Source organism: Nocardia sp. JMUB6875, from assembly GCF_041154655.1.
GTDB lineage: Bacteria > Actinomycetota > Actinomycetes > Mycobacteriales > Mycobacteriaceae > Nocardia.
This window is the reverse complement of record NZ_BAAFGR010000065.1, coordinates 14,197-40,003: the sequence shown is the minus strand read 5'-3', so window position 1 is coordinate 40,003 and position 25,807 is coordinate 14,197. Positions and strand designations below refer to the sequence as shown.

General features: G+C 68.6%; 21 protein-coding genes and 1 pseudogene. 9 read left to right on the top strand and 13 right to left on the bottom strand.

Features of this window, described 5'->3' with window-relative positions; translation table 11 throughout:
- Window positions 1–69: 69 nt before the first annotated feature.
- Complete coding sequence (locus ACAM49_RS18560; RefSeq protein WP_369636783.1) at window positions 70–459, top strand: RidA family protein; 390 nt, start codon at window positions 70–72, stop codon at window positions 457–459.
- 12 nt (window positions 460–471) lie between these two features.
- Here the strand turns inward: ACAM49_RS18560 and ACAM49_RS18555 are convergent, their stop codons facing one another.
- The gene (locus ACAM49_RS18555; protein ID WP_369636782.1) at window positions 472–1,137 is read right to left on the bottom strand and encodes a hypothetical protein; all 666 of its coding nucleotides are present in this window, start codon (window positions 1,135–1,137) and stop codon (window positions 472–474) included.
- A gap of 55 nt (window positions 1,138–1,192) precedes the next feature.
- Window positions 1,193–1,861, bottom strand: a complete 669-nt coding sequence (locus tag ACAM49_RS18550; protein ID WP_369636781.1) for a lysophospholipid acyltransferase family protein — start codon at window positions 1,859–1,861, stop codon at window positions 1,193–1,195.
- A 199-nt stretch (window positions 1,862–2,060) separates the two neighbouring features.
- On the opposite strand from ACAM49_RS18550, the gene ACAM49_RS18545 reads away from it, so the two are divergent.
- On the top strand, window positions 2,061–2,330 hold the full coding sequence (locus ACAM49_RS18545) for a hypothetical protein (protein WP_369636780.1): 270 nt from the start codon (window positions 2,061–2,063) through the stop codon (window positions 2,328–2,330).
- A 3-nt stretch (window positions 2,331–2,333) separates the two neighbouring features.
- Here ACAM49_RS18545 and ACAM49_RS18540 read toward each other — a convergent pair whose 3' ends face one another.
- Complete coding sequence (locus ACAM49_RS18540; RefSeq protein ID WP_369636779.1) at window positions 2,334–3,698, bottom strand: ATP-binding protein; 1,365 nt, start codon at window positions 3,696–3,698, stop codon at window positions 2,334–2,336.
- Complete coding sequence (locus ACAM49_RS18535) at window positions 3,695–4,357, bottom strand: response regulator transcription factor (RefSeq protein ID WP_369636786.1); 663 nt, start codon at window positions 4,355–4,357, stop codon at window positions 3,695–3,697. The genes ACAM49_RS18540 and ACAM49_RS18535 overlap by 4 nt, the downstream gene beginning before the upstream one ends.
- Window positions 4,358–4,432: 75 nt before the next feature.
- On the opposite strand from ACAM49_RS18535, the gene ACAM49_RS18530 reads away from it, so the two are divergent.
- From ACAM49_RS18530 to ACAM49_RS18520, 3 genes and pseudogenes are all read left to right on the top strand, one after another.
- A complete protein-coding gene (locus ACAM49_RS18530; protein WP_369636778.1) occupies window positions 4,433–6,385 on the top strand; it encodes a glycoside hydrolase in 1,953 nt (650 codons plus the stop codon).
- Window positions 6,382–7,305: an endonuclease/exonuclease/phosphatase family protein gene (locus tag ACAM49_RS18525; protein ID WP_369636777.1), complete on the top strand. Its 924-nt coding sequence runs from the start codon at window positions 6,382–6,384 to the stop codon at window positions 7,303–7,305. Before ACAM49_RS18530 ends, ACAM49_RS18525 begins: the two co-directional genes overlap by 4 nt.
- Window positions 7,306–7,375: 70 nt before the next feature.
- Window positions 7,376–9,100, top strand: a pseudogene (locus ACAM49_RS18520) (amidohydrolase family protein).
- Window positions 9,101–9,103: 3 nt separating this feature from the next.
- Here ACAM49_RS18520 and ACAM49_RS18515 read toward each other — a convergent pair.
- On the bottom strand, window positions 9,104–10,069 hold the full coding sequence (locus ACAM49_RS18515) for an AraC family transcriptional regulator (protein WP_369636776.1): 966 nt from the start codon (window positions 10,067–10,069) through the stop codon (window positions 9,104–9,106).
- A 315-nt stretch (window positions 10,070–10,384) separates the two neighbouring features.
- Here ACAM49_RS18515 and ACAM49_RS18510 point away from each other — a divergent pair, with 315 nt between their 5' ends.
- Together ACAM49_RS18510 and ACAM49_RS18505 are read left to right on the top strand one after the other, a co-directional pair.
- The gene (locus tag ACAM49_RS18510) at window positions 10,385–10,588 is read left to right on the top strand and encodes a hypothetical protein (RefSeq protein WP_369636775.1); all 204 of its coding nucleotides are present in this window, start codon (window positions 10,385–10,387) and stop codon (window positions 10,586–10,588) included.
- A gap of 10 nt (window positions 10,589–10,598) precedes the next feature.
- Window positions 10,599–11,414, top strand: a complete 816-nt coding sequence (locus ACAM49_RS18505) for an SDR family oxidoreductase (protein ID WP_369636774.1) — start codon at window positions 10,599–10,601, stop codon at window positions 11,412–11,414.
- Window positions 11,415–11,703: 289 nt separating this feature from the next.
- Here ACAM49_RS18505 and ACAM49_RS18500 read toward each other — a convergent pair whose 3' ends face one another.
- The 6 genes from ACAM49_RS18500 to ACAM49_RS18475 all read right to left on the bottom strand — a co-directional run bounded on the left by ACAM49_RS18500 (window position 11,704) and on the right by ACAM49_RS18475 (window position 19,355).
- Window positions 11,704–13,173, bottom strand: coding sequence for a DUF222 domain-containing protein (locus tag ACAM49_RS18500; protein WP_369636773.1), 1,470 nt, complete (start codon window positions 13,171–13,173; stop codon window positions 11,704–11,706).
- Window positions 13,174–13,261: 88 nt separating this feature from the next.
- A complete protein-coding gene (locus ACAM49_RS18495; protein ID WP_369636772.1) occupies window positions 13,262–14,425 on the bottom strand; it encodes an acyl-CoA dehydrogenase family protein in 1,164 nt (387 codons plus the stop codon).
- A 64-nt stretch (window positions 14,426–14,489) separates the two neighbouring features.
- Window positions 14,490–15,446, bottom strand: a complete 957-nt coding sequence (locus ACAM49_RS18490) for a purine nucleoside permease (protein WP_369636771.1) — start codon at window positions 15,444–15,446, stop codon at window positions 14,490–14,492.
- An 80-nt stretch (window positions 15,447–15,526) separates the two neighbouring features.
- Window positions 15,527–16,699, bottom strand: a complete 1,173-nt coding sequence (gene tuf / locus ACAM49_RS18485) for an elongation factor Tu (RefSeq protein ID WP_369636770.1) — start codon at window positions 16,697–16,699, stop codon at window positions 15,527–15,529.
- Window positions 16,700–16,950: 251 nt separating this feature from the next.
- Entirely contained in the window at window positions 16,951–18,546 is a 1,596-nt protein-coding gene (locus ACAM49_RS18480; protein WP_369636769.1) for an MFS transporter, read from the bottom strand.
- 2 nt (window positions 18,547–18,548) lie between these two features.
- Window positions 18,549–19,355, bottom strand: a complete 807-nt coding sequence (locus tag ACAM49_RS18475; RefSeq protein ID WP_369636768.1) for an RsiV family protein — start codon at window positions 19,353–19,355, stop codon at window positions 18,549–18,551.
- Between the two features lie 256 nt (window positions 19,356–19,611).
- On the opposite strand from ACAM49_RS18475, the gene ACAM49_RS18470 reads away from it, so the two are divergent.
- Entirely contained in the window at window positions 19,612–22,581 is a 2,970-nt protein-coding gene (locus ACAM49_RS18470) for a BTAD domain-containing putative transcriptional regulator (RefSeq protein WP_369636767.1), read from the top strand.
- Between the two features lie 79 nt (window positions 22,582–22,660).
- Here ACAM49_RS18470 and ACAM49_RS18465 read toward each other — a convergent pair whose 3' ends face one another.
- Both ACAM49_RS18465 and ACAM49_RS18460 read right to left on the bottom strand, forming a co-directional pair.
- Window positions 22,661–23,740: an acyl-CoA dehydrogenase family protein gene (locus ACAM49_RS18465; protein WP_369636766.1), complete on the bottom strand. Its 1,080-nt coding sequence runs from the start codon at window positions 23,738–23,740 to the stop codon at window positions 22,661–22,663.
- Window positions 23,741–23,756: 16 nt separating this feature from the next.
- Window positions 23,757–24,941 (bottom strand): acyl-CoA dehydrogenase family protein, encoded by a 1,185-nt coding sequence (locus tag ACAM49_RS18460; protein ID WP_369636765.1) that lies wholly within the window; start codon window positions 24,939–24,941, stop codon window positions 23,757–23,759.
- On the opposite strand from ACAM49_RS18460, the gene ACAM49_RS18455 reads away from it, so the two are divergent.
- The gene (locus tag ACAM49_RS18455; RefSeq protein WP_369636764.1) at window positions 24,940–25,725 is read left to right on the top strand and encodes a hypothetical protein; all 786 of its coding nucleotides are present in this window, start codon (window positions 24,940–24,942) and stop codon (window positions 25,723–25,725) included. The two genes, ACAM49_RS18460 and ACAM49_RS18455, sit on opposite strands and share 2 nt — an antisense overlap.
- Window positions 25,726–25,807 lie beyond the last annotated feature (82 nt).

Here is a 25,807-nt window from a genome sequence, read left to right as displayed (position 1 = left end):
GCATGAGTGCCCGCTGCCAGGGAGAACAAAGAGATTGTCAGCCGTGGAGTCTCATGCAAGATTGGCCGCATGACGGATCGGCAGTTGGTTTCCTCGGGCGCGGAATGGGAGCCCATCGTGGGCTATTCGCGGGCGGTGCGCGTCGGGCAGTGGGTGTCGGTGGCGGGGACCACCGCCGCGGCTCCCGAGGGCGGGGCGGTCGGCGGCGACGATATCGGCGCGCAGACCCGGGAAGCCTTGCGCCGCATAGCCGCAGCGCTCGCCGAGGTCGGCGCGAGCGTCGAGCACGTCGTCCGCACCCGGATCTTCGTCACCGACATCAGCCGTTGGGAAGAGGTCGGCAAAGCACACGGCGAGGTATTCGCCGAAATCCGCCCGGCCGCCAGCATGCTCGAGGTCAGTGCGCTCATCGATCCCGCCCTGATGGTCGAGATCGAAGCCGACGCGGTCATTCCTTAGCGGCCACAGCGCTTAGTCGGCAGCGGTTTTCGGATCGGTGCGGGTCCACGGGCCGCCCACGGTTTCGCGGGTCGCGTAAGCACCCGGTTCGAGGTTCATGACATCCATGAGGGTGGGGTCTTCGTCGATCGCGTGGTGCAGGTGGCCGATGTGGCCTTCGCTGCCCGCGTCGGTGGGCCCGATCAGCTGCCAGAGATCGTCGTCGGCGTCGTTACTGACATACAGGATCGGTTCGCGCTGCTCGAATACTTCGGGGGTCTGGATGCAGCGGGTGCCCAGCAGCCAGTGGCGCATCCATCGGGCGCGCGGGTCGCGCTGCATCACGTTGTCGATCACCCACCAGATGAACGGCAGATCCTCGTGCGCGCGGGCCTGGTCGCGGGTGAGGTCCGGGCCGCCCTGGGGCACTTGCTCGAACGGCTCGTCCACGAGCCCGAAGGCGTGACTGTCCTCGTGGTTGAAGACGACCGCGTGGAAGGTCCCGCCACCCGGGTTGCCGACTCCGATGCCGACACTGAAGCGTCCGGCGTGCGGGTCGGCGCCCGTCGTCCAGCCGAAGGCATAGGAGGCGAGCTCGCCTCCGGGGCCGATGAATTCGCCGAAGGCACGCCGGTCCATACCGGTCACGTCGGCGGTCGGCGCCTCGATCAGCCGACCCGGGATTACTTGCACGTTCACCGGGCGACCCTAACCCGGGTTACCGACACGCTCTATGCCTGCGGGCGACGCGACTTCAGAGGGCTTGGGCGCGGAGGTCTTCGATGGTGTGGCGGAGGTGCTCGAGGAGTTTGTCGGGGTCGTCGAAGTCGGCGGGGTTGATGGGGTGGCCGAAGTGGATCGTTACCGGGTGGCGGCGGTTGAAGGCGGGGCCGTCGCCGCGCGTGCGGCGGGTGGGGAGGACGCCGTCGGTGCCGGTGGTGGCTACCGGGATGATCGGAACGCCGGTCGCCAGAGCGAGTTTCGCGACGCCGGGCTTGTAGGGTTCGTCTTCGCCGGGTGCGACCAGGCGGCCCTCGGGGTAGATGATGAGCACGCCGTTGTGGCGCAGGATTTGCTCGGCCTGGGCGGTGGCGGCGCGGCCGGATTCGTTGTCGCGGCGGACGACCGGGATTTGCCCGAGGCGGCGGACCAGCCAGCCGACGACGGGCCAGGACCAGAGTTCGGCCATGGCGATGGCAATGGCGCGGCGGCGCAGGGCGCCCCAGAGGAAGACCGCGTCCAGCATGGAGATGTGGTTGCTCGCCACGATGACCGGGCCGGCGGCGGGTACGCGGTCGCGGCCGATAACCGTCACGTTCACGATATTGGACCAGGCCAGTGTGCGCAGAACGCGGCGCACCAGCTGCGTGGTGACCCAGGCGCGCTTGCCCAGCCCCTTCGGGCGGCGTGGCTCGTTGTTCATCGCTCTCCCATTTCGACCGTCGGGCAACGGGTTTCATCCTGGTCTCCGAACGGCGACGGCACCACCGCAGAACTACTCGAGAGCCGAATGACCGTGATTGAATAGCCGTTAGCTATAACGACATTTCGGGCGTAGCCTGGGAGTTGCCGCAATTGCGGCAACCCGGAGAATCACATCTGTAAAAGGCTCGTGTGCTGCCATGGCCGGACGCTGGTGGCGTAATGCCGTTCTGCAACAACTATCTCGATCGCCGGCGAGTGCGGCGGTGATCTTCCTCGCCCTCGAGGACGGCGACGAGGTCATCACATTTCCCCGACTCAACTGGGGTGTGGTCGCGGTCGCCGCGGCGGCGGTGCTCGCGGCGGCCGTCGGACTGCTGATCCTGGTGAGCTCGGCGAACTTCGACGAGCCCGCTCCCCCGCCGACGTCCCCGGTGTCGTGCGCGCCGTTCTGCCCGTCGCCGACCTGACCGCTAACCCCGGGCCGGGAAGGTGAGGGTGAAGCGGGTCCCGCCCGAGGTGGATTCGACTACGGGAGCGGCATTGTGGAGCGCCGCGACCTGAGACACGATGGCCAGCCCGAGGCCGTGCCCCGGCGTCGATCGCGCCGACGGGGAGCGGTAGAAGCGGTCGAAGATGTGCGGCAGATCCTTGGGCGGAATGCCGGGCCCCTGATCACTGATCGATAGCTCGCCATCGATGACGGTGACGGCGACCGTGCCGCCGGGCGGACTGAATTTCGCGGCATTGTCGAGCAGATTGGTGATCGCCCGCGACAGCCGCGCGGGTGCGCCCTGAACGGTCACCGGATGCAGGTCGGCGTCGAAGTTGATTGCGGGCCAGTGCCTTCGGGCGGTGGTGAGGCAGTCGGCGGTGAGCAGGTCCAGGCGCAGGTCCTCGAGGGTCTCGGGTGCGGCGTCCGGATCGTCGGCGCGGGCCAGGTCGATGAGATCGGTGGCCAGGCCCGACAGTTCCTCCGATTGGACGCGTAGGGCGGAGACCGTCTCGTCGAGATCGGCGGGCGACATCCGGCCCGCACGCCGGAGCATGTCGATATTGGTGCGCAGGGCCGTCAGCGGGGTGCGCAGTTCGTGCGAGGCGTCGGCGATCAATCGCTGTTGGGCGGCGCGGGATTCGCGTTCGGCGGTGAGGGCGGCGTCGAGTTCGTCGAGCATGGTGTTGACGCTGACGGCCAGGCGGGACAGCTCGTCGGAGCCGTCGACCTCGATATGATGCTTGGGATCCCTTGTGCGCGCGACCTTTTCGGCGGCCTCGGTGAGGGCCGCGACGGGTGCGAGGGCGCGGCGGGCCAGCACGGTGCCGATCAGGGCGGCCAGCAGGAGTCCGGCGGCCGCGGCCGCGAGCAGGGCGATCCCCACCCGGCGCTGGCTGGTGTCGACGGTGTCGGAGCGTTGCGCGACCTGGACGGCGCTGCCGGGGACCAGCTGGGTGGTGTACATCCGCATGGGGTAGCCGTCGAGGGTGAAGTCGGTGTAGAACGCGGAGGCCGATCCGGCTGCGACGGAACGGGTTTCGGTGTCGACCGGCAGGGATAGCTCGGGGTCGCGGTCGGAGACTATACGGCCGTCGGTCGCCACCACCTGGACGCAGCTGGGCGCGGCCAGATACTGGCACTGTCCGGACATCGCCGCGACGGACGGCTCGGTCGGGAACTGCCGGGCGGTGCGGGTGGCCTGTCGGCGCAGGTTCAGATCGAGGGTGCTGTTCAGCTCGTGCCCGACCACGACATAGGCGGCCGCCGCCATTCCGGCGAGCGCCAAAGCCATTGCCAGCACGAAGAATACGGCGATCCGGCCGCGCAGTCCGAGCCGCTTCACGAGGACCCCAGTCGGTAGCCGACACCGCGCACGGTATGGATCAGCGGGGCTTCGCCGTCCGCCTCGAGCTTGCGCCGCAGATAGCGGATGTACACCTCCAGCGCGTTCGACGAGTTGTGCCCCCACACCCGGTCGATCAGTGTTTCCCGGGGCAGCGCCTGCCCGGCATTGCGCAGCAGCACCTCGAGCAAGGCGAATTCGGTTCGGCTGAGCTCGATTTCGCGGTCCCCGCGCCGCACCGTGTGCGCGGCGGTGTCGAGCACCAGATCCCCCGTCGAGAGCACCGCCCCGTCCTCGGGATAGGTGCGCCGCACCAATGCCCGCACCCGCGCCAGCAACTCGTCCAGATCGAACGGCTTCACCAGATAGTCGTCCGCGCCCGCGTCGAGCCCCTCGATCCGGTCGGCCACCGCGTCGCGCGCGGTGAGCATGAGGATCGGTGTGCGATCCCCGCGCCCGCGCAGCGTGCGGCAGGTGGTCAGACCATCCATGAACGGCATGAGCACATCCAGCACCACCACCTCCGGCTGCCACTGGGCAACCTCGGTCAGGGCGGTCGCGCCATCGCCGACACCCCGGGCCTCGTAGCCCTCCATACCGAGGGCGCGCACCAGCGCGTCCCGCACCGAGGCTTCGTCGTCGACCACCAATATCCGCACCCCACGGATCATACGCACGACCACCACCTGCGCTTTCTCATCCGACTCTCATCTCGGTCCGTGAATGTGGCCCCCATGAGACTTCGGATACCGCCTCGCACCCCGGCCGTGCTGGCCATTCTCGGGGTGGCCGCCGCCGGACTCACGGCCTGCGGCAAGGACGCGTCGACGCCCGCGCCCCACCTCGAGGGCAATTATGTGGTTATCCCGATGGGCGACGGCACGGCCCAGGTGAACACCACGAACCTGGGCATCACCGCGAACTCCGCGGGCAAGAGCTATGAGCTGTCCGCACCGGCCACCGACGCCCTGGGCAAGACCGGTCCGGTGCACCTCGCCGGTTCGACCGCGACCTGGGCCTACCCGGATCGGGCGCTGACGGTCTCGGCCACCGCCGAGGACGGCCGCCTGCGCGTCACCGTGCACAGCGATCGCGACGGCTCGCTGCAATGGCCGATCACCGGCAAGGACAACGCGGCCACCGCCCTGCAGCTCCCGCGCGGGGAAGGGCTCTCGCTCCCGGTGCGCGACCCGTTCTGGAACGGCCCCGACACCGGCCTGATCGGCGACCCGGTACCGCTGACCTCCGGATTGACCATGCCGTTCTGGGGCTACAGCGTCGGCGATCGCGGCGTGAGCTACATCGTGCCCACCGATATCGGCAGCAGCGTCACCGTGAAATCGGAGAGCGGCAAGCTGATCGCCGGTGGGAGCCACGATTTCGCCAAGGGCGCGGGCACCGACGACTACACCGTGGACATCGCGCTCACCGACGCGTCCCCGGTCGCCGCCGCCAAGGACTACCGCGCCTGGCTGATCGGGCACGGCGAATTCCGTTCGCTGCGCGACAAGATCGAGCAGAATCCCGAGATCGGCAAGCTGCTCGGCGCCTTCCACGCCTACCTGTGGGGCGACGCGCGCTCTCCCGAGGCCATCCGGAAGATGAAGGAACTCGGGCTGTCCAAGATGTGGCTCGGCTACGACTCGGGCAACGATCCCCTCTCGAAGGCGGCCGTCACGGCGGCGAAGGACGCGGGATACCTTGCCGGACCGTACGATTCGTGGGCCAATGCCCAGGATCCCGCCACCGCCGACAATCCGTCCTCCCGCTGGCCGGGCGCGGTGTGGCCCGACGGCTGCGTCCACGACGCGAACGGCGCCCCGGAGAGCGGCTTCCACGGTCGCGGCTGCTACCTGAGTTCCGAAGCGCTGAAACAGGATCCGAAGCTGTACGAGGACCGCTACGCGGCGATGACCGCCAACGGCGCGAACAGCTACTTCCTCGATGTCGACGCCGCGGGCGAGTTCTTCGACGACCACACCCCCGCGCACCCCATGACCCAGCGGCAGGACCGCGACAACCGACTGTCCCGCATGCGCTGGCTTGCTGACGACCGCAAGACCGTCCTCGGTTCGGAGGCGGCCGGGGCCTGGGCCGCGCCGGTGCTGGCGTTCGATCACGGTGCGCAGAACCCGATCTCGGACGGGCTGTGGAAGCTGCAGCGCGATCGGCAGGTGTGGGGCGCGTGGTATCCCGACACCGCCCCGAAGGTGTTCTTCAAGCCCGTCGATCTGCCCGCCGATCTGGCGACGGCCATGTTCGATCCGGTGTACCGGGTGCCGTTGTACGAGACCGTGCTGCACGACTCGCTGGTGAATGTGGATCGGTGGGAGCTGTCGTATTACAAACTGCCGCAACAGGAGACGATGCGCGCCTTGACGGCCGTCTTGAACAACACACCGCTCAACTTCGTGCTGGACGGCCCCACCCTGGCCGAGCACGGGCCCGAAATGGCGCGGCTGCAACAGTTCTTCGCGCCCTTGCACGAGCGGGCGGGCACGCAACCGATGACCGACTTCCGCTGGCTGACCGACGATCATCTGGTGCAGCGCAGTGTCTTCGGCGACGGGGATCTCACCGTCACCGCCAATTTCGGCACCAAGGACTACAACGGACTGCCCGACGGCTGCGTCGACGCGCAGCTGAAGGGTGAACCCGGTCCCCGGCGACTGTGCCCCGCGCGATGAAGCACGCGACCACCCTCGTATTCGTCGCCGCCGCAGCACTTCTCGCGGTGCTGCTGGCGGTGCACGATCGGGTGCCGGATGTGCTGGGGGTCGGCGTCGCCCTCGACACCGCCGCGCCCTGGCTGGTGCTGCTGGTCCCGGTGCTGGCCGTGCTGGCGGTGCTGTGCCGCTGCCCGGCGGGCGCCGTGGCCTGTATCGCCCCGCTCCTGGTGTGGGCCTACAACTTCGGCTCGTGGTGGGCGCCGACCGCCACGGCCGTCGTCCCGTCCGACGGCACCGTGAGGGTCGTGTCCCAGAACTTCTTCGCGGACAATCCGTCCCCCGAGGCCACCGCGCGCGCCCTCGCCGCCACCGGCGCGGACCTCATCGCCGTTCAGGAGCTCAGCGGCGCCGATCGACCGTCCGTCCAGCGAATCCTGGACGCGGACTACCCGTATCGCGAGGAGCGCGGCACGGTGGCCCTGTGGAGCCGCTACCCGACCTCCGGCACCAGCACCGCCGACGTCGGCGTCGGCTGGCGGCGCGGGCTGCGCACCCACGTGGATACGCCGTACGGCGAGATGGTGGTGTACGTGGTCCATCTCCCGTCGGTCCGCCCGGCCGACACCGCGACTCGCAATGACGGTCTGCGCATCCTGTCGCGCCAGCTGTCGGCCGACAAAGCGCCACATATCGTGGTGGCCGGGGACTTCAATACCGCGACCACCGACCGGCACTGGGACTCCTTCGCCCCCGGTTACACCGACACCCAGTCACGCCCGGGCTCGGGGCCCGGCTTCACCTGGCCCGCCGCCTTTCCCGTGGCGCGTCTCGACCACATCCTGCTGCGCGGCCTCGCGCCCGCCGCATCCTCGGTACTCCGCCTCCCCGGCCCGGATCACCGCGCGCCGACCGCCACCGTCGCCTTCCCGAGGCGCTGAGCCGGGCGCATACTCCGGTTGTAGCGTGTGAAACAACCGCTGACGGCGAGCTGAGGACAGGGTGGTTGAGATGGCTCGGTGCGACTTGGTGATTCGCGGTGGGACGGTCTTCGACGGGACCGGGAAACCCGGCGTGCGAGCCGATATCGGCGTCAGCGACGGCAAGGTCGTGGCCATCGAGGGCGAGTTGCCCGACGGGGCGCGGACCGTCGACGCGACCGGCAAGTGGGTCATGCCCGGCATGCTCGATGTGCACACCCATTACGACGCCGAGGTGCTGGGCAATCCCGGCCTGGGCGAATCGGTCCGGCACGGCGTGACCTCGGTGGTGCTCGGGAACTGCTCGCTGTAGACCGTGTACTCCGAGGCCGAGGACTGCGCCGACCTGTTCGCCCGGGTGGAGGCGCTGCCGTGGGACACGGTGCACGCGGCCGTCAAGGAGCACAAGGATTGGGATGGGCCGCACGCGTACGCGAAGGCCATCGCCGATCGCCCGCTGGGCGCGAATGTCGCCGCGTTCCTGGGGCATTCGGACATGCGGGTGACGGTCATGGGGCTGGCCCGGGCCGTGGACGCCGCGGCCCGCCCCACTGCCGCCGAGCTGAAGCGCATGTGCGGGATGCTCGAGGACGCGCTGGATGCCGGATTCCTGGGCCTGTCCACCATCCGCAGTTCGTTCTCCAAGCTGGAGGGCGTGCGTTTCCCGACCCGGCAGCTGCCGTCCACGTACGCCACATGGCGGGAGTATCGCGCGCTGAATGCGATTCTGCGCCAACGCGGCCGGGTGCATCAGAGCACGCCGAATCTGACCGCCCGATCCGAGATCGCCCGGTACTTCGCGGAGAGTGCGGGACGAATCCGCAAGCCGCTCAAGACGACTCTCATCGCCGGGATGGACGTCAAGGCGGATCGCACCACCGCGCGGGCCGCGACCGCGGCGGCCTGGGTCGCGAATACCGTTGGCGGGGCGCAGTTCCGGTGGCAGCATTTGCCGGTGCCGTTCGAGGTGTACGCCGACGGTGTCGATCTGGTGGTGTTCGAGGAATTCGGGTCCGGCGTGGCCGCGCTCAATATCCGCGATGTCATGAAACGCGGTGAGCTGCTGGCCGACGAGGGCTATCGCAGGCAGTTCCGCAAGGATCTGTCCAAGAAGTTCGGCCCGCGCGTGTGGAACCGGGACCTCTACGACGCGGTGATCGTGTCCTGTCCGGAGGCCGAGGTCGTCGGGAAGTCGTTCGGCGCGGTGGCGGATGAACGCGGCATCGATCCGGCTGACGCGCTGCTGGATTTGGCCGTCGCGCACGGCGCGAAACTGCGCTGGCGCACCGTCATCGCAAATGACCGCGAGGAGGTCCTGGACCAGCTCCAGCGCTCACCGATGATGCAGGTGGGTTTCGCCGATTCCGGTGCGCACCTGCGGAATATGGCCTTCTACAACTTTGGCCTACGCCTGCTCGAACGCGCCCACAAGCGCGGGTTCCTTCCCATAGAGGCCGCCATTCACCGGGTCACCGGAGAGCTGGCCGACTGGTACGGCCTCGACGCGGGCCGCCTGGATGTGGGTGCCCGCGCCGATATCGCCGTCATCGATCCCGCCGGTTTCGACGGTTCCAGCAGCGAGTACGCCGAGGCCCCGTTCCCCGGCGTGCCGGGCCTGAACCGCATGGTCAATCGAAACGACCGGGCGGTGGCCGCCACCGTGGTAGGCGGCCACCCGGTCTACGAATACGGTGATTTCACACCGGGATTCGGCACCACCCTGCACGCGGGCACCTTCCTGACCGCGCGTGCCTGACGGTCAGACCAATTCCGGCTCCCGGGCTCGCATACCGCGGGCCCGGTATTCCTGTGGCGGACAACCGTTCCAGCGCCGGAAGGCCCGGATGAAGGAGGCGGCCTCGGCGTATCCCAGCCGAGCCGCCACCTGCTCGGTGGTCATGTGGGTGTGGTCGAGCATCTCCTCCGAGAGCGCCTGCCGCACCTCGTCGAGCAGCGCCCGGAACGAGGTGCCCTCCTCGTGCAGCCGCCGCGAGAGCGTGCGCGGACTTACGAACAGTTCGGCCGCCACCGCCGACTGATCGGGAATCTCCCCCGGATTGCGCACCAGCAGATCCCGCACCGCACCCGAAACGCCCGTACGAGCGTGCCTGCGCGCCAACAGATCCCGGCACATCTGCTCACAGGTGCTACGCGCCCATTCGTTCGCCTGCGGCAATGGCACATCCAGGTAGGCGGCGTCGAAGACGAGTTCATTGCCGCCCGCGCCGAAGCTCGGCTCGAGCCCGAACACCGCCCGATAGCGTGCAGTATCGGCCGGACCCCGGTGCCGGAAACTCAAGCGCCGCACCGGAACCCCCATCGAGAAGAGCTCCCGCCCGATCATCTGAATCCCGGTCATGACCCGCTCGGTCAGAAAGGCCCGCACATCCTCGGGCACTTCATGATCATCGAATCGAAGCCGGGCCTCCCCCGAGGCCTCCTCGAAACTCAACTGCCCGAACGCGAATGCCAGCTCCACGTAACGCAGCGCGATATCCACGGCGTCCCGCAGCGTCCGGCTGGCCAGCAGCGCAAGCCCCCACGGCCCATACAACGAGATGTGATACCGGCTCCCCGCCTCCACGCCCAGCCCCGCCTCGTCCCCGAAGCGCGCGAGCAGATTCCGCACCACCGTGATTTCCTGCCGGGCGGTGACTTCGGCGTTGGAGTCGATCACCGCCGGCGGTGACAGTCCGGCCCCCGCCAGACAGTCGCCCACCGGCATCCCCCGTTCCTCCGCGAGCTGCGTCAATATGTGCACGCTGGAGGTATTCCTGACTAAGTCCCAGTCGAACATGTACGCGGTCCTCTTCGACTACTCCCGACAAATTTCTGTTCCCCATCGGGTTGGCGCAACATATCAACGCAAACCGTCCGGTGTGGCGCAACCGACAGATTTGGGTGTATCGCATGGTCACGGACAACAATCCCCCGGCACACTTTCCGACCTCACCGCGATTCGTCACGTAACAGCCGCGCCCCCTGTGCGATTCATCCACATCCGCTCCGGACGCCGACCAGCAATCGAGGTCACCCCATCATGAGCTCAACCGCCATCCTGCTAGTTCCCGCATTGGCGGTACCCACGTTCGGTCTCGGCATCTGGCTGGGCGTCCGCTCGGTTACCGGCGAATCCAACGCGGAACGCCGCCACACCCGCTGCACCCCCGTGCTCCGTTCCTGGCCCGAATTGCCGTCCGTCCGACGGCCCGCCGCCTGGCCGCACCCCCGCCGCACCCGATAACGTCGCTGCCATGAGCAGCAATACGACTCGCACCGTCCTCGTCACCGGCGCGTCCTCCGGCATCGGCAAGGCCACCGCGGCCGCCTTCGCCGCGCTCGGGCACAAGGTGATCGGAACGAGCCGGAACCCGGACAAGCTGGCCGAGGCCGATCGGGTACCGGGGGTCGACTACCGGGCGCTGGATCTGACCGACAACGCGTCGATCGAGCGCTTCGTGGCCGAGCTCGGGGCGGTGGACGTGCTGATCAACAACGCCGGAGAGAGCCAGGCCGGACCTTTGGCCGAGCTGCCCCGCGAAGCGCTCGAAAGGCTGTTCCAGCTCAATGTCTTCGGGGCGATCGCACTGACCCAGGCGGTACTGCCGGGGATGCGGGAGCGGGGGTACGGCCGGATCGTCATGGTCGGGTCCATGCTGGGCAGCTTCCCCATGGCCTACCGGTCGTCCTACGTCGCGACCAAGGCCGCGATTCGCGGGTTCGCGACGGCGGCGCGGTTCGAGGAGTCGCCGTTCGGGGTGTGGATCACCACTGTCGAACCGGGACAGATCAATACGGGGCTGAGTGAGCGGCGGGCGAAGTATCTGGAGGAAGGGTCGCCGCACACTGCCGAGTTCACCAAGTTCATGGGGGTGCTCGACGCCAAGATGAGCAAAGGCATCCAGCCTGGGAAGGTGGCTGAAACCATTGTGGGAGCGGTCAATTCGGATCGGCCCAAGCCGCTGTATGCGGTAGGCAGCAATGCGCCGTTGATGTTCCTGGTGCGCCGGATACTGCCACGAACGGTCATGGAGAAGCTCATCGCATCCGCTCATGGGCTGAAAAGATAAGAGCCAAAAGATAAAAGAACAAAAGACAAAGACGCCTGGAAGAAGAGAAGAAAGAACAAAAGAAAAAGAACGAAGAGCCCTCGAGGTTCTTGGTCTCGAGAAGGTGATCCGTGCAGTCCGTGGGCCGGGATCGGCGGGGGGCGGCTCCCAACCCGGCGTCAGCCCCAGTGCGGTAGGGCAGGCGAGGCGACCACGCTTCCCCGTGCTTTGCGCACGCCAGCGTTAGACGAGCAGCTGGTTTCGGAAGCAACCCACGGGGCCCCACCTATTGGTGAGGCTGCCACGGGAATTAGGGACGCAACCCGCATCGGACCGCCGGGCGCGTGCGCCGTTTCCGGAGCGTGCTCAGGGAGGCGGCCTTCAGCTCCCCGGCGTGGTGGCGGTCGTTCACCTGCGGGGTCTGGCTCGGGTCGATGGAGGCGGGTGCGATCCAGCCGATGCGTCCGGCGTGCTCGGATTCCGGTGGCATGACCACCGTTTTCCATTTGTCGGGGCCTTCCCCGATCAGGGAGTGGCAGGAATCGCACGCCAAAGTCAGGTTTTCGATGTCGGTCGGCCCGCCTTTAGCCCACTCGGTCACATGATGCACCGCACACAGGGTGGCGGGAGCATCGCAGCCGGGGCGGGTGCAGCCCCGCTCGGTGGCGATCAGCGCGCGGCGCTGGTCGGCGTGGGCGAGGCGGTGGGCCTTGGCGTGGCCGAAATGCAAAGGGCGGCCAGCGTGGTCGAAGATCGTGAGGAACGGGCGCGACTGCTCGGCAAGGCGCAGGGCCTCTTCCATCGGGACGGTGCCGCCGGAGGCGGTGGTGGCGACACCGGCGGCGGCCTCGACCTCGGCCAGGGACATGGTGATGATGGTGGACACGGGCAGGCCGCGGTGCTGGCCGAGGTTGGCCGGGCCCATCTCCGGGCGCAGCAACGCCACGAGGGCGTCATGCTGGCGCTGGGCGGTGGAGCGGGTGTCGCGGCGGGCGGCGGCGTGGAGGGTGTCGGGGTGGATTCCCTTGGCACGCTGCGGGCTCTGCGGGTCGTCGGGGTTGCACATGCCGGGCTGGGCCAGGTCGGCGAAGATCGGATCCAGCAACGCACGCGCCGCCGGGGTGAGCTGGCCGGAGATGCTGCTCATCCCGTCCACGCCCTGCTTGCCGACGATGAGGCCACGCCGGGCTTGGCGATCCTCTTCGCTGACGAGGCGACCGTCGGGGTCGAGGAATCCGAGAATGCGGTCACCGAGCTTGGGGAGATCATCGGGGGTGGAGCGGGTCGCGAAGTGCGCCAACTCCATTTCGGCCTTGCCCACCAATTCCGGGTCGGTGATCGCGGGGATGCGGCGCACGACCTGCACGATGCGGCGCGCGTGATCCGAGGACACAAGGCCCTGTTCCTGCGCAGCTGCGACCCATGCCAGGTTCGGCTCCAACACCTGTCCCATGACCTGGCGCTGCCCGAGCTGCTCGGCGGCATTCACGCGTGCACCGGCTTCGGCGTGGCCGAGGCGCAGCACCTGCTGCAGGTATTTGCCGGTGTGGTTCTTCCAGCCCGCCTTCTCGGGCAGGTTGCGGGTGCGGACTTCGCCGACGAAGCGGTGGTCGACCGCGGCCAGGCGACGCTTGGCGGCCTCGAATTCCTGCATCTGAACGACGAATTCGGTATCGGAGAATCCGCCCAAAGAATCGGTGAGCAGGATGTCGGTGGCGGCAGCGAGCATCGCGATCGCGTCTGCGATCGTGCCGCCGGAAACACCTCCACCGCTGGTCATGCCTCCATTCTACGCTTCTCGATCATGTTTTCGAACCGAATTACCAAGTGATATAAGCCTTTTCATACAAACATGCCGTACAGAATGTTTAAATCGATTGTGGGCCAGTTAGTTTCAGATCCCGTCCGATGATTTCCCTCATGATTTCAGACGTTCCGCCATAGACGCGAGTGATCCTGGCATCAGCAGCCGCCCGGGCGATCGGGTATTCGCGCATGTAGCCGTACCCGCCGAAGAGCTGCTGGCAGCGGTCGATGCAGCGGAACTCCATCTCGGAGGCCCAGAGCTTGGCCTTGGCGGCGTCGGCAGGGGTGAGACGGCCCGCGTTGAGCTCCAGTACGCACTTGTCGATGAAGGCTTCGGCCACCGAGACTTCGGTGGAGACGTCGGCGAGGGTGAACTTGGTGTTCTGGAACGCACCGATGGGTTGGCCGAAAGCCTGTCGGGTGCTGACGTATTCGATGGTGGTGCGCAATGCGACTCGGGAGCGCGCCAGGCAGGCTACGGCGATCTGCATGCGCTCCTGGGGGAGGTTGCCCATCAGGTATTCGAAGCCTCGGCCCACTTCGCCGAGGACATTCGCTTTGGGGACACGGACATCGGTGAAGGTGAGTTCGGCGGTGTCCTGGGATTTCAGGCCGAGCTTTTCGAGGTTACGGCCGCGTTCGAAGCCCTCCATGCCGCGTTCGAGGACCAGCAGGCTGATGCCGCGATGCCGTTCGGCGGACGTTCGGACGGCGGTGATCACCAGGTCGGCGTTGATTCCGTTGGTGATGAAGGTCTTTGCGCCGTTCACCAGGAAGTGGTCGCCCATATCGACTGCGGCCGTGCGGATTCCGGCGACATCGGAGCCCGCACCCGGTTCGGTCATGCCGATGGCGGCGATCAGGGTGCCCGCCACAAACCCGGGTAGCCACCGCTCCCGCTGCTCCTCGGTGGTCAGGTTCACCAGGTACGGGGTGCAAATGTCGTTGTGCAGGGCGAAATTCAGGCCCACCCCGGCGCAGTCGCCCTCCATGAACTCTTCGATGAGGATCTGATTGAACCGGAAATCCGACACTCCGAGCCCGCCGTAACTGACCGGCACCGCGAATCCGAGCAGACCCAGCTCCCCCGCCCGCGCGAACACCGAGCGCGGCACGATTCCGGCGTCCTCGAATTCCAGATAGTGCGGCGCGACCTCCTTGCGCACGAAGCCCCGCGCCAATTCGGCGAATGCCCGGTGATCGTCACCGTAATGCCCACGTTCCATGGACCCCATGGTCCGGGACGAACCTCGCCCCGGACCAGAGAATCCCGGCCACCTCGGATCCGACTCAGTTCGTCGGCGGGTTCTTCAGCAGCTGGTCTGCGACGGTCTTGCCCAGGGTGTACTGGTTTTCCAGCGCGATCTTGAAGCCGCCGCTGCTCTGGTCCAGGTGCTGGACCACCGACTGGCCCGGGTAGGGCTGGTCGAAGTTGCTCATGGTGCGCAGCGACAGGTAGCGGTTGAGGTAGCCGTGGGCCTTCAGGGCGGTGGCGGTGGCGTTGTCCTCCATCTGCGTCGTGCAGTAGGTGCCCGCGCCCTTGGTGCGGTCCTTCATGATGTAGCCCGCGGTGTCGGAGAGGAACTTGCCGGAGAAGAAGTCGTCGCCGGTCATGGTGTCGCACTTCATGACCGCGGGGGTGCGGCCCTCCTGACCCGGGTACATCGCGCGCTCGGCGGCCGCGTCGGGGCTGTCGGTGAGCTTCGCGTCCTTGGTCCACTCGTAGGCCTTCTCCACCAGGGACCCGTCGAGTTGGTAGGCGGCGGTGTTGTATTCCTCCACCGGGCGGAAGCCGAACGGGACGTCGGGGGCGGCGGCCCGGTCCAGGTGGTTGCCGAGGTCGAAGTCGACCACCCAGCGCGCCCAGGCCGCGCCGCCGAGAGTGCCCTGTTCGGGCGGGGTTCCGGCGATGCCGGCCGTGAGGAAGTACGCCTTGGAGAAGTCGAACTTGTCGCTGCCGAGGATGGCCATCATGGTCGTCGCGGCATTCGACTTGCCCTGGCCGGTCTCGGCCACGCACAGCTTGTCGGCATTGCAGCGCACCGGCTTGAAGGCGCCGGGCACATCGACGGTGGTGGGCAGCTGCTCGCGTTGCAGCCATACCTCGTTCTCGGGATCGAACATGGTGATGACCAGGACTCCGACGTCGATCTTGTCCGAGTCGCTCTTCGAGTTGGAGGAGCAGCCGGTGAGGGCAAGCGCGGCCACGCCCAATGCGACGGCAATCTTCTGGCAACGGGTGGTCATGGGCGAAACAATAGCGACATACCGGTCAAAACACGGGATCCCGGCCCGAGCGAGACGCTCGGACCGAGATCCACCTGCCCCTAGTCGACGGTCAATACCGTGCCGGCGGCGACCGTCAGGTTGCCCTCACGCACCGCGAAGCCGAGCCCAGGCTCCAGCGGCACCGCGCGGTCCAGGGTGACCGACAGCTCGACCGTGTCGCCCGGCATCGCCCGCCCCTCCGGCAGCACCACGTGACCGGACACGTCACCGGTGCGCAGGAAGAACTGCGGGCGATAGCCGGAGGAGATCGGCGTGCGCCGACCACCCTGCGCGGCCGTCAGCAGATGCACGCGGGCGGTGAACCCGGAGTGCACCGCGATGCTGCCCACCGCCGCGACCACCTGACCACGCGCCACCTGGCCGCGCTGCACACCGCGCAGCAGCAGCGCCACATTGTCGCCCGCCTCGGCCGATTCCATTGTCCGGCCGAAGGTTTCGACACTGGTGACCACCGCTTCCAGCTCGCCGCCGAAGCCGAGCACCGAGACCCGGTCGCCCGGGCGGATCTGCCCGCGCTCCACCGCGCCGGTCACGACCGTGCCGCGGCCGGTAATGGTGAGCACGTTCTCGACCGGCATGAGGAACGGCGCGTCGGTGTAGCGGACGGGCATGGGTACGTACTCGTCCACCGCGTCGAGCAACCGCAGCAGCTGCCCGCCCCAGTGCTCGTCGCCCTGCAGCGCGCGCAGGCCGGACACCGGTATCACCGGAGCGCCCTCGCCGTCGAAGCCGTTGGCGGACAGCAGCTCTCGCACCTCGAGCTCGATCAGCTCCAGCAGCTCACCGTCGGCGACGTCGGCCTTGTTGAGCGCCACCACGATGTGCTCGACACCCACCTGCCGGGCCAGCAGCACGTGCTCGCTGGTCTGCGGCATGACGCCGTCGTCGGCCGACACCACCAGGATCGCCCCGTCCAGCTGGGCCGCGCCCGTGATCATGTTCTTCACGAAGTCGGCGTGGCCCGGCATGTCCACGTGCGCGTAATGCCGTGTGGCGGTTTCGTATTCGACGTGCGCGATATTGATGGTGATGCCGCGCTCGATCTCCTCCGGCGCCCGGTCGATGCGGTCGAACGGGGTGAAGGTGCCGCCGCCGCGCTCGGCCAGCACCTTGGTGATGGCGGCGGTCAGCGTGGTCTTGCCGTGGTCGACGTGACCCATGGTGCCGATATTGACGTGCGGCTTGGTGCGGACGTAGGCCTGCTTGGCCATGACATGTTCTCCGTCTGGTGCGCTGTCCGATGCGGTGTTCACGCAAACGCGACAGCGGGTTTCGAGGGACCTCAGCAGCGAGCCGACCTTCCCCGTCTGAGGTCCGGGACGTCCCGGGAAAGGTCAGCGTCGTGCGCCGTCGAATGCGACAACCAGGGCAGCAGCCATCGCACCCGCGACTGCGGGGTATGCGGCGATGGACTGTGCGAACATGCCGGACATGCTGCCGGGCCGAACCCGGTTCGCGCCACCTATTTTTCGGCTGCGGCGGCCCTCCGGTCGCGGAGCGAGAACGCGGACAATACCGCGGCGGCCAGGATCATGAGCGCCGAAACCAGCAGGGCCACATCGAGTCCGTGGTGGAAGGCCACGGTTCCGGTCTGCAGGGCTTCGGGCACCTTGGAGGCGTATTTCAGCATGGTGCCCAGGTCGATTCCGGAGGGGATCCGGCCGCGTTCGACCGCGTCGATGGCGGTCGGTTGTAGTTCCGGTGGCAGGCCCAGTTCGGTCAGCTTGGCCTTCAGGTCCGCGGTGAGGAAGCCATTCACCAGCGAGCCGAGCACCGCGACACCGACGGCCGCGCCGACCTGGCGCATGGTGTTGGTGGCGGCGGCCGCCATGCCCGAATGGGCGGCGGGCACGCCGGTCAGGACCGCGGAGGTCAAGGGCACCACCGCGATTCCGAAGCCGAGCCCGGCGACCGCGAGCGTGGCCGAGAGCTCCGCGAAATCGATCGAGCCGTTCAGAGCGTGCCGGGTGAGCAGGATGCCCGCGGCGCTCACCACGCAGCCGACGATCATCGGCGTGCGCGCGTCGGTGCGCGCCACCCAGTAGCCCGCGGCCAGCGAGCCCACCATGATGGCGATCGCCATGGGCGCGAACACCCCGGCCGTGCGCGCGGCCGAATAGTGGATCATCACCTGCAGGTACAGCGCGGTGAAGAAGAAGATCGAGAAGATGCCGAAGTAGACGGCGAACGCCACCCCCAGCGCGCTGCGCACCGGCGGCAGGCGCAGATAGCGAAAGTCGAAGACGGGATTGCGGACTCGCGTCTCGACCACCGCGAAGCCCAGCAGGGCCAGCCCGCCGATCGCGAACAGCGTCACCACCGAGGCCGCGCCGTAGCCGCGGTGCTCGCCGCTGATCGCCGCGTAGATGACCGTGCCGAGAGCGATTGCGCCGAGCAGGGATCCGGCCCAGTCCAGTGGACCTGGTTGCGGATCGGAGCTCTCGGGGACGTAGCGCAGCGCGGCCGCGAACACCACGACGCCGAGGATCAGGTTGAACCAGAAGATCGATCGCCACCCGTACGCGTCCACCAGCACACCGCCCAGCACCGGACCGGCGGCCAGCGCGAGCCCGGACACCGCGGCCCACACCCCCAGCGCCTTGGCGCGCTGCCGCGCGTCCGGAAACACCTGCCGCAGAATCGACAAGGTGCCCGGCTCGGACGCGGCCGCACCCAACCCCATGACCGCGCGCCCGAGAATGAGCATCGGCACGCTGTCCGCCACCGCCGAAAGCACCGATCCCGCACAGAAGATCGCCAATCCGGCGACCATCACCCGCTTGCGTCCCCAGCGGTCACCCAGCGAGCCGAACGCCAGCATGAGGCTGGCGAAGACCAGCGTGTAGGCGTTGACCACCCATTGCAGCAGCGTCACGTCGGTGCTGAGCTCCGAGCGGATGTCGGCCAGGGCGACGCTCACCACGGTGGTGTCGAGGAAGGTGACGAACAGGACCGCGGTGAGCGTGATCAGGGCGATCGCGGGCCGTCGCACGCTCACTTTCTCGATGCCCCCTGGGCGCGACGCGTCATCGCTGGCCACCTGGTCAGGGTACGTCACGCTCAGCTCGCCAGAACGTCGCGCAGACCCGGCTTCAGCTGCGCCTGCAGCGCCGACCACGGCACCGTGATGTCGACCGCGCCCGCGGCCTCGGCGGCCACCTGACCTTGGTCGAAGTACACGTGCATGCCATCGGGAGTGGCGGTCCAGGACTTGAAATTCTCTGCGGTGGGGGTGATTCCGTTCTTGTTGTACCCGGTCCCGGCGCGAGTGGCGGGCAGCAGCTTGGCCGCCTGCGCGGACAGCAGTTTCAGGCCCTCCGACTCATCGTTGAACACGTCCCCGAAGCCCAGCTTCTCCGAGGTGTCGGCATTGATCACGCACGTCGACTGCACGATGAACGGGTGCGCGCCGCCACCGTCGACGCTCGCCCACAGCAGCCCGCTGAGCACATGCTTGCCGATGCGCTCGACGCGTGAACGCGCGTTCGGATCGGTGACCGACTTCGCCTGCTGGTACTGGCTCATGAAGGCCTGGACCCCGCTCCACATGCAGCTGTTGAACGCGCGTGCCGCCTCGGAGTTCACACCCTTGCCCTCGACCCCGACGCCCGGGACGTCGATGTCGTAGCTGAACGTCCCCTGGGTGCCCTTCTGATGGCCCTGGCTCAAAATGACGAACCGGCCGGTGCTCTTGTCCTGCCCCTCACCGGACTTCCCGCCGGTGGTCGGCATGACCGTACCGGTCGGCGTGCTGATCACCGGCGCGGTCGGGGTGATCGGACCGGCCGGGGTGTCGGGCGAATTGCAGGCCGCCAGACCGAAGGACGCGGCGCACAGCACCAGTACGGCGGCGGACTTGACCCGCATGGGATGCCTCCATCAATGATCGGGGGCATCGTGGTCGATGCCCGAGATCAGAATCCGGCGCCCCGCTTGGAACCGGCCAATGAACGACCAATGACCGATGCTGAACGGCCGATGGCCGATTCCTTCGCATATTGCGATTGACGCTCCCGGCCATCGGGGACGATCCTCCATCATGGGGGAAGGTATCGGTGCAGGATAGGCGACATATCGTTTCGCGCATCGTCCCTCTACACTGCCGAACGGGGAGGTCGGTTTGTTGAGGTTTGCCGTACTGGGCGAGGTCCGCGCGTGGCGCGGGGACACGCCCTTGGATCTGGGTCCGCCACAGCGGCGGGCCGTGCTCGCGGCCCTGCTGCTGCGCGAGGGCAAGGCGGTCACCGCCGCCGAGCTCGTCGAGGGCATCTGGGGTGACGATCCGGTCCTGCGCGCGGTGCCCGCACTGCGCACCCACGTGGCCAAACTGCGCCGCGAACTCGAACCCGAACGCGTCAATCGCGGGCCCTCGACCCTGCTCATCTCCGTCGGCGACGGCTACGCACTGCGACTTCCGCCCGGCCGCACCGATATCGACGTGGTCGAGGAGCAGGTCGCCGCGGCCGCGCAATGGCGCGCCGACGATCCGGGCAAGGCCCGCCAGACCCTGGAATCGGCGCTGAGCCACTGGCAGGGCGCGGCCCTGGGCGGGCTCCCCGGCCCCTACGCCGAACGCCAGCGCGCCCGGCTCGAGGAATGGCGGCTCTCCATTCTCGAGGACCGCCTGGCCCTCGATATCGAAACCGGCCGCAGTGCCGAGGCGGTCGCCGAACTCGGGCCGCTCATCGAGGAGCATCCGCTGCGGGAGCGCTTCCGCGCGCTGCTCATGACCGCGCTGTATCACTGCGGCCGCCAGGCCGAGGCGCTCGAGGAGTACGGCCGCGCCCGCCGCGCGCTGGTCGAGGGCGTCGGCGTCGAGCCCGGGCCGGAGCTGAGCGAGGTGCACGCGCGGATCCTGCGCGCCGAACTGCCGCCGGTGCTGCGCCCGGCCCGGCCGCTGGTCACCCCGGCCCAATTGCCGCCCGACATCGCCGATTTCACCGGGCGCTCCCGGGTGGCCGAGGAGATCGCCGCCCAGCTCACCTGCGGCGGATCGGCCGTGGCCATCTCGGCGGTCGGCGGCATGGGCGGGATCGGCAAGACCACCCTGGCCCTGCACATCGCGCATCGGGTGCGCGACCGGTTCCCGGACGGGCAGCTGTATGTGAACCTGCGCGGCGTGGATCCGGAGCCGGTGCCGCCCGGTGACGCGCTGGGCGGGTTCCTGCGCGGGCTCGGCGTGGCCGAGGGCGATATCCCGTCCACCGTGGACGATCGGGCCGCGCAGCTGCGAACCCTGTTGAGCGACAAGCGGATCCTGGTGGTGCTCGACAATGCCCGCGACAGCGCCCAGGTGGCGCAGCTGCTGCCGGGCACGCCCGGCACCGCGGTGCTGATCACCAGCCGCTCGGCGCTCACCGAACTGCCCGCGGTGCGCCGCACCCGCCTCGACGTGCTCGAACGGGAGGAGGCACTGACCCTGCTGACCCGCATTCTCGGCGCCGAACGCGTTGCGGCCGAACGAGATGCCGCCTACGCGGTGATCGAGCAATGCGCCTATCTCCCCCTGGCCGTGCGCATTGTCGGCGCGCGGCTGGCGGTGCGGCCACAGTGGACCATCGCCTCGCTGGCCGAGCGCCTCGCCGACGAGGGCCAGCGGCTCGAGGTGCTGCAGACCGGGGACCTCACCCTGGAGGCGGCCTTCCGGCTCGGCTACGGACAGCTGAACACCGAGCAGGCCAGGGCATTTCGCATGCTGGCCCGCGCCGATGTGCCGGACTTCCCGGTGGACGGCGCCGCCGCGCTGCTGGACGTGCCGGTGCCGCGGGCCGAGCTGGTCTGCGAATCGCTGGTGGATCTGAGCCTGCTCGAGACGCCCGCACCGGGGCGCTACCAGTTCCACGACCTGCTGCGGCTGTTCGCCGCCCGGCTGGCCGGCACCGCCGAGAGCCGCGACGCGCGCGAACGCGAATCCGAGATCGTGGTGCGGCTGCTGGACTACTACCTGGCCAGCACCAAGAACCTGCTCGGCACACTGGATTACAGCAATATCACCCTGCTGCTGGTGCCCACCACCGTGCCCGGGCACACCTTCGCCGACGGCGCGGAGGGCCAGAACTGGAACGACATCGAACGCCCGGTGATCATCGCGCTGCACCGGCAGGCGGCCCGGCTGGGTGGGCGAACCGTGGCGCTGGCCGCGGATCTGGCCTGGGTGATGGCCGAGCTCATGGACACCGGCAGCCGGGCCCGCGAGCTCGCCGACGCGCTGAAGGCCCTGCTGGACACCGCGATTCGCGGCGGCGACCAGGCCAGTGCGCGGCGGATCCGGGTGGCGCTGGGGGCCATGATGCAGATCGGCCTCGGCGAGGTGGAGGCGAGTCTGGCGTTCCTGCAACCGATCTCGCAGCCCGCCGACGACGCCGACCGGCGCTTGCAGGTGCTGGCCGAGATCCTGCTGGGGGTGGCGGACCGGCGCACCGGCAATACCAAGGATTCGCATCGGCATTACGCCAATGCCATCGCCTGGACGCGGGCGCTGAACGACCGGTCGCTCGAGGCGTGGATTCTGGCACTGGCCACCCGCACGCTGTGCGAGTCCGGGCAGTACGCCGAGGCGGTCGCGGTGGCCGAGCGGGCGATCGAACTGGCCCAGGAGTCGTCCAACGCGGTCGCGCTGGGCTGGGCCACCCACGAATTGGCCGCCACGCGTTCGCTGCTCGGCGAGCACGACCGGGCGCTGAAGCTGGCCGAGGACGCGGTCCGCATGACCCATCACAATGGCGTGCGGCTCTGGGAGGGCTGGGCGCGGACCCGGCTGGCCCAGATCCATCTGCGCGCCGGCCAGGACGCCGCCGCCGAATGCGAAGCGACGCAGGCGCTGGGCCTGCTCAGCAAGGCCGCCGACCCGCTGGACCGCGCCCGCGCCCTGTTCCTGCGCGCCACCGCCCGGGCCGCCCGCGGCGATGTCGAGACCGCCGTTCGCGAGCACGCCGACGCCGCGGAGATCTTCCGCCGCGCCGGGTTGCCGGCACCGACGCTGGCGACCCTGTTCGCGCCCGGCCCCACCACCTCGTATCGGGCCGTGGAAACGTCCACCCCGTGGGTGCCCCGGGGCTGCAACACCCGGGGCATTCGCGTGATGAGGTCATGACCGCGTGCGTACGAGGGGTGCGCACACGAGCATGGAGTCGGGACAGCCGTCGCCAGGGAGGCGGCGGTGTTTCCCGCGTTCAGCACTCGGCCGAATCCAGCCAGGCCCCCAGCCGGCGCAACTGCGCGGTAGCGGTGCCCGCCGCGAACTCGGCGCGTTTGGCGGCGGTGAAGTAGCGCTGCATCGGATAGTCGAGGTAGATGCCGGTGCTGGCGTGGACATGAACCGCGGTGTGCGCGACCCGGTGACCGGCCTGCGCCGCCCAGAACTTGGCCACCGCGATCTCGGGATCTGCGGGCAGCGCCTGTGATTCGCGCCAGGCGGCCTGCCAGAGGGTGAGGCGGACGGCTTCGACGTCGATGTAGGCGTCGGCCAGGCGCTGCCGGACGGCCTGGAAGGTACCGATCGGCTTGTCGAATTGCTTTCTGGTGCGGGCGTAGTCGCAGGTCATCTCCAGGGCCCGTTCGAGAATGCCGAGCTGGAGGGCGCAGGTGGCCAGGGTGGCGCGCCGGGCCGCCCAGGCTGCCGCCTCGGGTGCGGGGATCACGTTCTCGTCGGGAACCACGACCCCGCGCAGCTCGACCAGGGCCGCGTCGGTGCTGTCGACGACGTGCTGCCCGGTGACTCTCAGCCCCTCGGTGTCGCGATCCACCAGGAACAGCAGCGAATTCGCGCCCGCGCGCGCCTCGACCAGGAACGCGTCGGCGAAGGCGGCCGCGGCGACCGCCGATTGCGAGCCGTCGATCCGCCAGCCACTCCCCTGGCGCTCGGCCGCGAAGGAGACGAAATCGCGGGCGAGGACCGGGGCCAGCGTCGCCTCGCCGCGCAGCAGCGGCGGCATCCAGCGCTCGATCTGACGATCGTCGCCGAATTCGGCGAGTACGGCCGCACCGACGGCAATGCTCGTGGAATACGGTGCGGGAGCGACGGTCCGGCCGATCTCGGCCAGGATCGAGCACTGCTCGAGCAGACCGTAGCCACCCCCGTACCCGCGTTCGGGCAGCGCGGCTTCCAGTAATCCGGTGCCCGCCAAGGCTTTCCACAGCTCGGGATCGAAGCCGCTGTCGTCGGGCCGCGGGTTCCGCTCGGCCCAATCCGCCAGCACCTCGCGCGCCAGCCCCGACAGCTCCCGCTGCGCCTCGGTGTATTCGAAATCCATTGTGCTACTCCTGTATTCAGCGGGTGACGGGCAGGCCGAGGGCGGTCTTGGCGATGATGTCGCGCTGCACCTCGTTGATGCCGCCGCCGAAGGTCAGGATCAGCGCCGAGCGGTGGCAGCGTTCCAGCCGCCCGAGCAGCAGCGCGCCCGGCGAATCCGCGCGGATCACCGCCTCCGCGCCGAGTACCTCCATGAGCAGCCGGTACCCCTCGATGGCGAACTCGGTGCCGAAGACCTTGGTGGCCGAGGCCTCCGCCGGTCCGAGTTCGCCGCGATCGGCCGCCCACGCGGTGCGCCAGTTGCGCAGCTTCAGGTATTCGGCGTGCGCGTGCACAGTGGCCAGGTGCAGGCGCACCCATTCGGCGTCGATGACGCGGGAGCCGTCGGGCCGCACGGTCGCGCGCGCCCACGCGGTCACCTGCCGCAGCGACTCCCGCAGCGGCGCGGCCGAGGCCAGCGCCACGCGTTCGAGATTGAGCTGGTTGGTGATCAGCGCCCAGCCCTGGTTCTCACCGTGCACGAGGTTCGCGGCGGGCACCCGGACATCGGAGTAGTAGGTGGCGCTGGTGCCGACCCCGGCCATGGTGTGCACCTTGGTCCACGAAAAGCCCTGGGCCGTGGTGGGAACGATGAAGATGGACAGCCCGGCGTGCTTGCCCACGGTGGGGTCGGTGCGCGCGGCCAGCCAGATGTAGTCGGCGTATTCGATGAGGCTGGTCCACATCTTCTCGCCGTTGATCACGTAGTCGTCGCCGTCGCGGACCGCGCGGGTGCGCAGCGAGGCCAGGTCGGTGCCCGCGCTGGGCTCGGAATAGCCGATGGAGAAGTGCAATTCGCCCCGGGCGATGCGGGGCAGGAAGTACGACTTCTGCGCATCGGTGCCGTAGCGCATGATGGTCGGCCCGACGGTATTGACGGTCAGATAGGGCAGCGGCACGCCCGCAGCGGCGGCCTCGTCGAGGAAGATCAACTGATCGAGCATCGGACGGCCCTGCCCGCCATGCTCTTCCGGCCAACCCAGCACCAGCCAGCCGTCGCGGCCCAGTTGCCGGACGATCTGCTTGTAGACGGTCCCGTCGCCGTGCTCGCCGCCCGGACCCGCCCGCAGCGCCGCCCGGACGTCCGGGGTGACGAGGTCGGCGAAGTATTCGCGCAGTCGCTTGCGCAATCGGTCCTGGTCTTCGCTACAACTGATGTGCATGGGCGAAACGTACGAAGCGGGCAGCCCGCATTCGGGCGGGTGGCAGGAAGCTGCCAACTCCGCCGCGTTGCGCCCGGACCGCCGTCACGATCGGGGAGTGATGACCAAGCGCATCGGCAGCCCGGCCACCGGAATCGTCCGGTTCAGCCAGGAGGGGCACTGGGATCAGGATGTCCACCGGCTGCTGACGTACGCGCGCCAGGAGGCCGTGGTGGCGGTCTCCAATCCCGCGCCCTCCCGGGATCATCTGCGGCTGGGGCAGGTGGTCGTCGACGATCTGCTGACCGCGGGCAAACAGGTGCGGTTGCTGTACTCCCCCGACTATCTGGAGACGCGCGATCGCCAACCGCTGCTGCGGCATTCCGCGCGGGGCGCGCAGATCCGGGTCACCGACAACGACTTCCACAACGCGCTCATCATCGATCGCAAGGTGGCGGTGCTGTGGAGCGGGGCGGGAGCCGATCATCCCTATGCCTATCTGGTCCGCGAACCGGCGCTGCTGCGCGCGCTGCACCAATTCGCCGTGCTGAGCTGGCAATCCGGGCACGGACTGGGCGGGCGGGCCGAGGACGAACGCGTCGAGATCGACGACACCGACCGGGCCGTGCTGAACGCGCTCAACCTGGGGCTCATCGATGAGGCCGCGGCGCGCCGGCTGGGCATGTCGCTGCGCACCTATCGCCGCCACATCGCCGATCTCATGACCGTGCTCGGTGTCCGGAGCCGCTTCCAGATCGGCGTCCGCGCGGCTCGACTCGGCCTGCTCGACGACACCCCGCATTAGCCCGCCCCGGGCCGCCGCCCGGCCTGTGGTTAGATTGCGCGCAGTTTCGCCTGGTATTTGCTGTGCATCGAACCCAATTGGC

What these genes read in the sequence shown, in the direction of transcription:
- ACAM49_RS18560 (WP_369636783.1), top strand. Translation starts at nt 70, where the DNA reads ATGACGGATCGGCAGTTGGTTTCCTCGGGCGCGGAATGGGAGCCCATC.
- ACAM49_RS18550 (WP_369636781.1), bottom strand. Translation starts at nt 1,861, where the DNA reads ATGAACAACGAGCCACGCCGCCCGAAGGGGCTGGGCAAGCGCGCCTGG.
- ACAM49_RS18545 (WP_369636780.1), top strand. Translation starts at nt 2,061, where the DNA reads ATGGCCGGACGCTGGTGGCGTAATGCCGTTCTGCAACAACTATCTCGA.
- ACAM49_RS18530 (WP_369636778.1), top strand. Translation starts at nt 4,433, where the DNA reads ATGAGACTTCGGATACCGCCTCGCACCCCGGCCGTGCTGGCCATTCTC.
- ACAM49_RS18525 (WP_369636777.1), top strand. Translation starts at nt 6,382, where the DNA reads ATGAAGCACGCGACCACCCTCGTATTCGTCGCCGCCGCAGCACTTCTC.
- ACAM49_RS18515 (WP_369636776.1), bottom strand. Translation starts at nt 10,069, where the DNA reads ATGCCGGTGGGCGACTGTCTGGCGGGGGCCGGACTGTCACCGCCGGCG.
- ACAM49_RS18510 (WP_369636775.1), top strand. Translation starts at nt 10,385, where the DNA reads ATGAGCTCAACCGCCATCCTGCTAGTTCCCGCATTGGCGGTACCCACG.
- ACAM49_RS18505 (WP_369636774.1), top strand. Translation starts at nt 10,599, where the DNA reads ATGAGCAGCAATACGACTCGCACCGTCCTCGTCACCGGCGCGTCCTCC.
- ACAM49_RS18500 (WP_369636773.1), bottom strand. Translation starts at nt 13,173, where the DNA reads ATGACCAGCGGTGGAGGTGTTTCCGGCGGCACGATCGCAGACGCGATC.
- ACAM49_RS18495 (WP_369636772.1), bottom strand. Translation starts at nt 14,425, where the DNA reads ATGGAACGTGGGCATTACGGTGACGATCACCGGGCATTCGCCGAATTG.
- ACAM49_RS18490 (WP_369636771.1), bottom strand. Translation starts at nt 15,446, where the DNA reads ATGACCACCCGTTGCCAGAAGATTGCCGTCGCATTGGGCGTGGCCGCG.
- tuf (WP_369636770.1), bottom strand. Translation starts at nt 16,699, where the DNA reads ATGGCCAAGCAGGCCTACGTCCGCACCAAGCCGCACGTCAATATCGGC.
- ACAM49_RS18475 (WP_369636768.1), bottom strand. Translation starts at nt 19,355, where the DNA reads ATGCGGGTCAAGTCCGCCGCCGTACTGGTGCTGTGCGCCGCGTCCTTC.
- ACAM49_RS18465 (WP_369636766.1), bottom strand. Translation starts at nt 23,740, where the DNA reads ATGGATTTCGAATACACCGAGGCGCAGCGGGAGCTGTCGGGGCTGGCG.
- ACAM49_RS18455 (WP_369636764.1), top strand. Translation starts at nt 24,940, where the DNA reads ATGGGCGAAACGTACGAAGCGGGCAGCCCGCATTCGGGCGGGTGGCAG.
- ACAM49_RS18460 (WP_369636765.1), bottom strand. Translation starts at nt 24,941, where the DNA reads ATGCACATCAGTTGTAGCGAAGACCAGGACCGATTGCGCAAGCGACTG.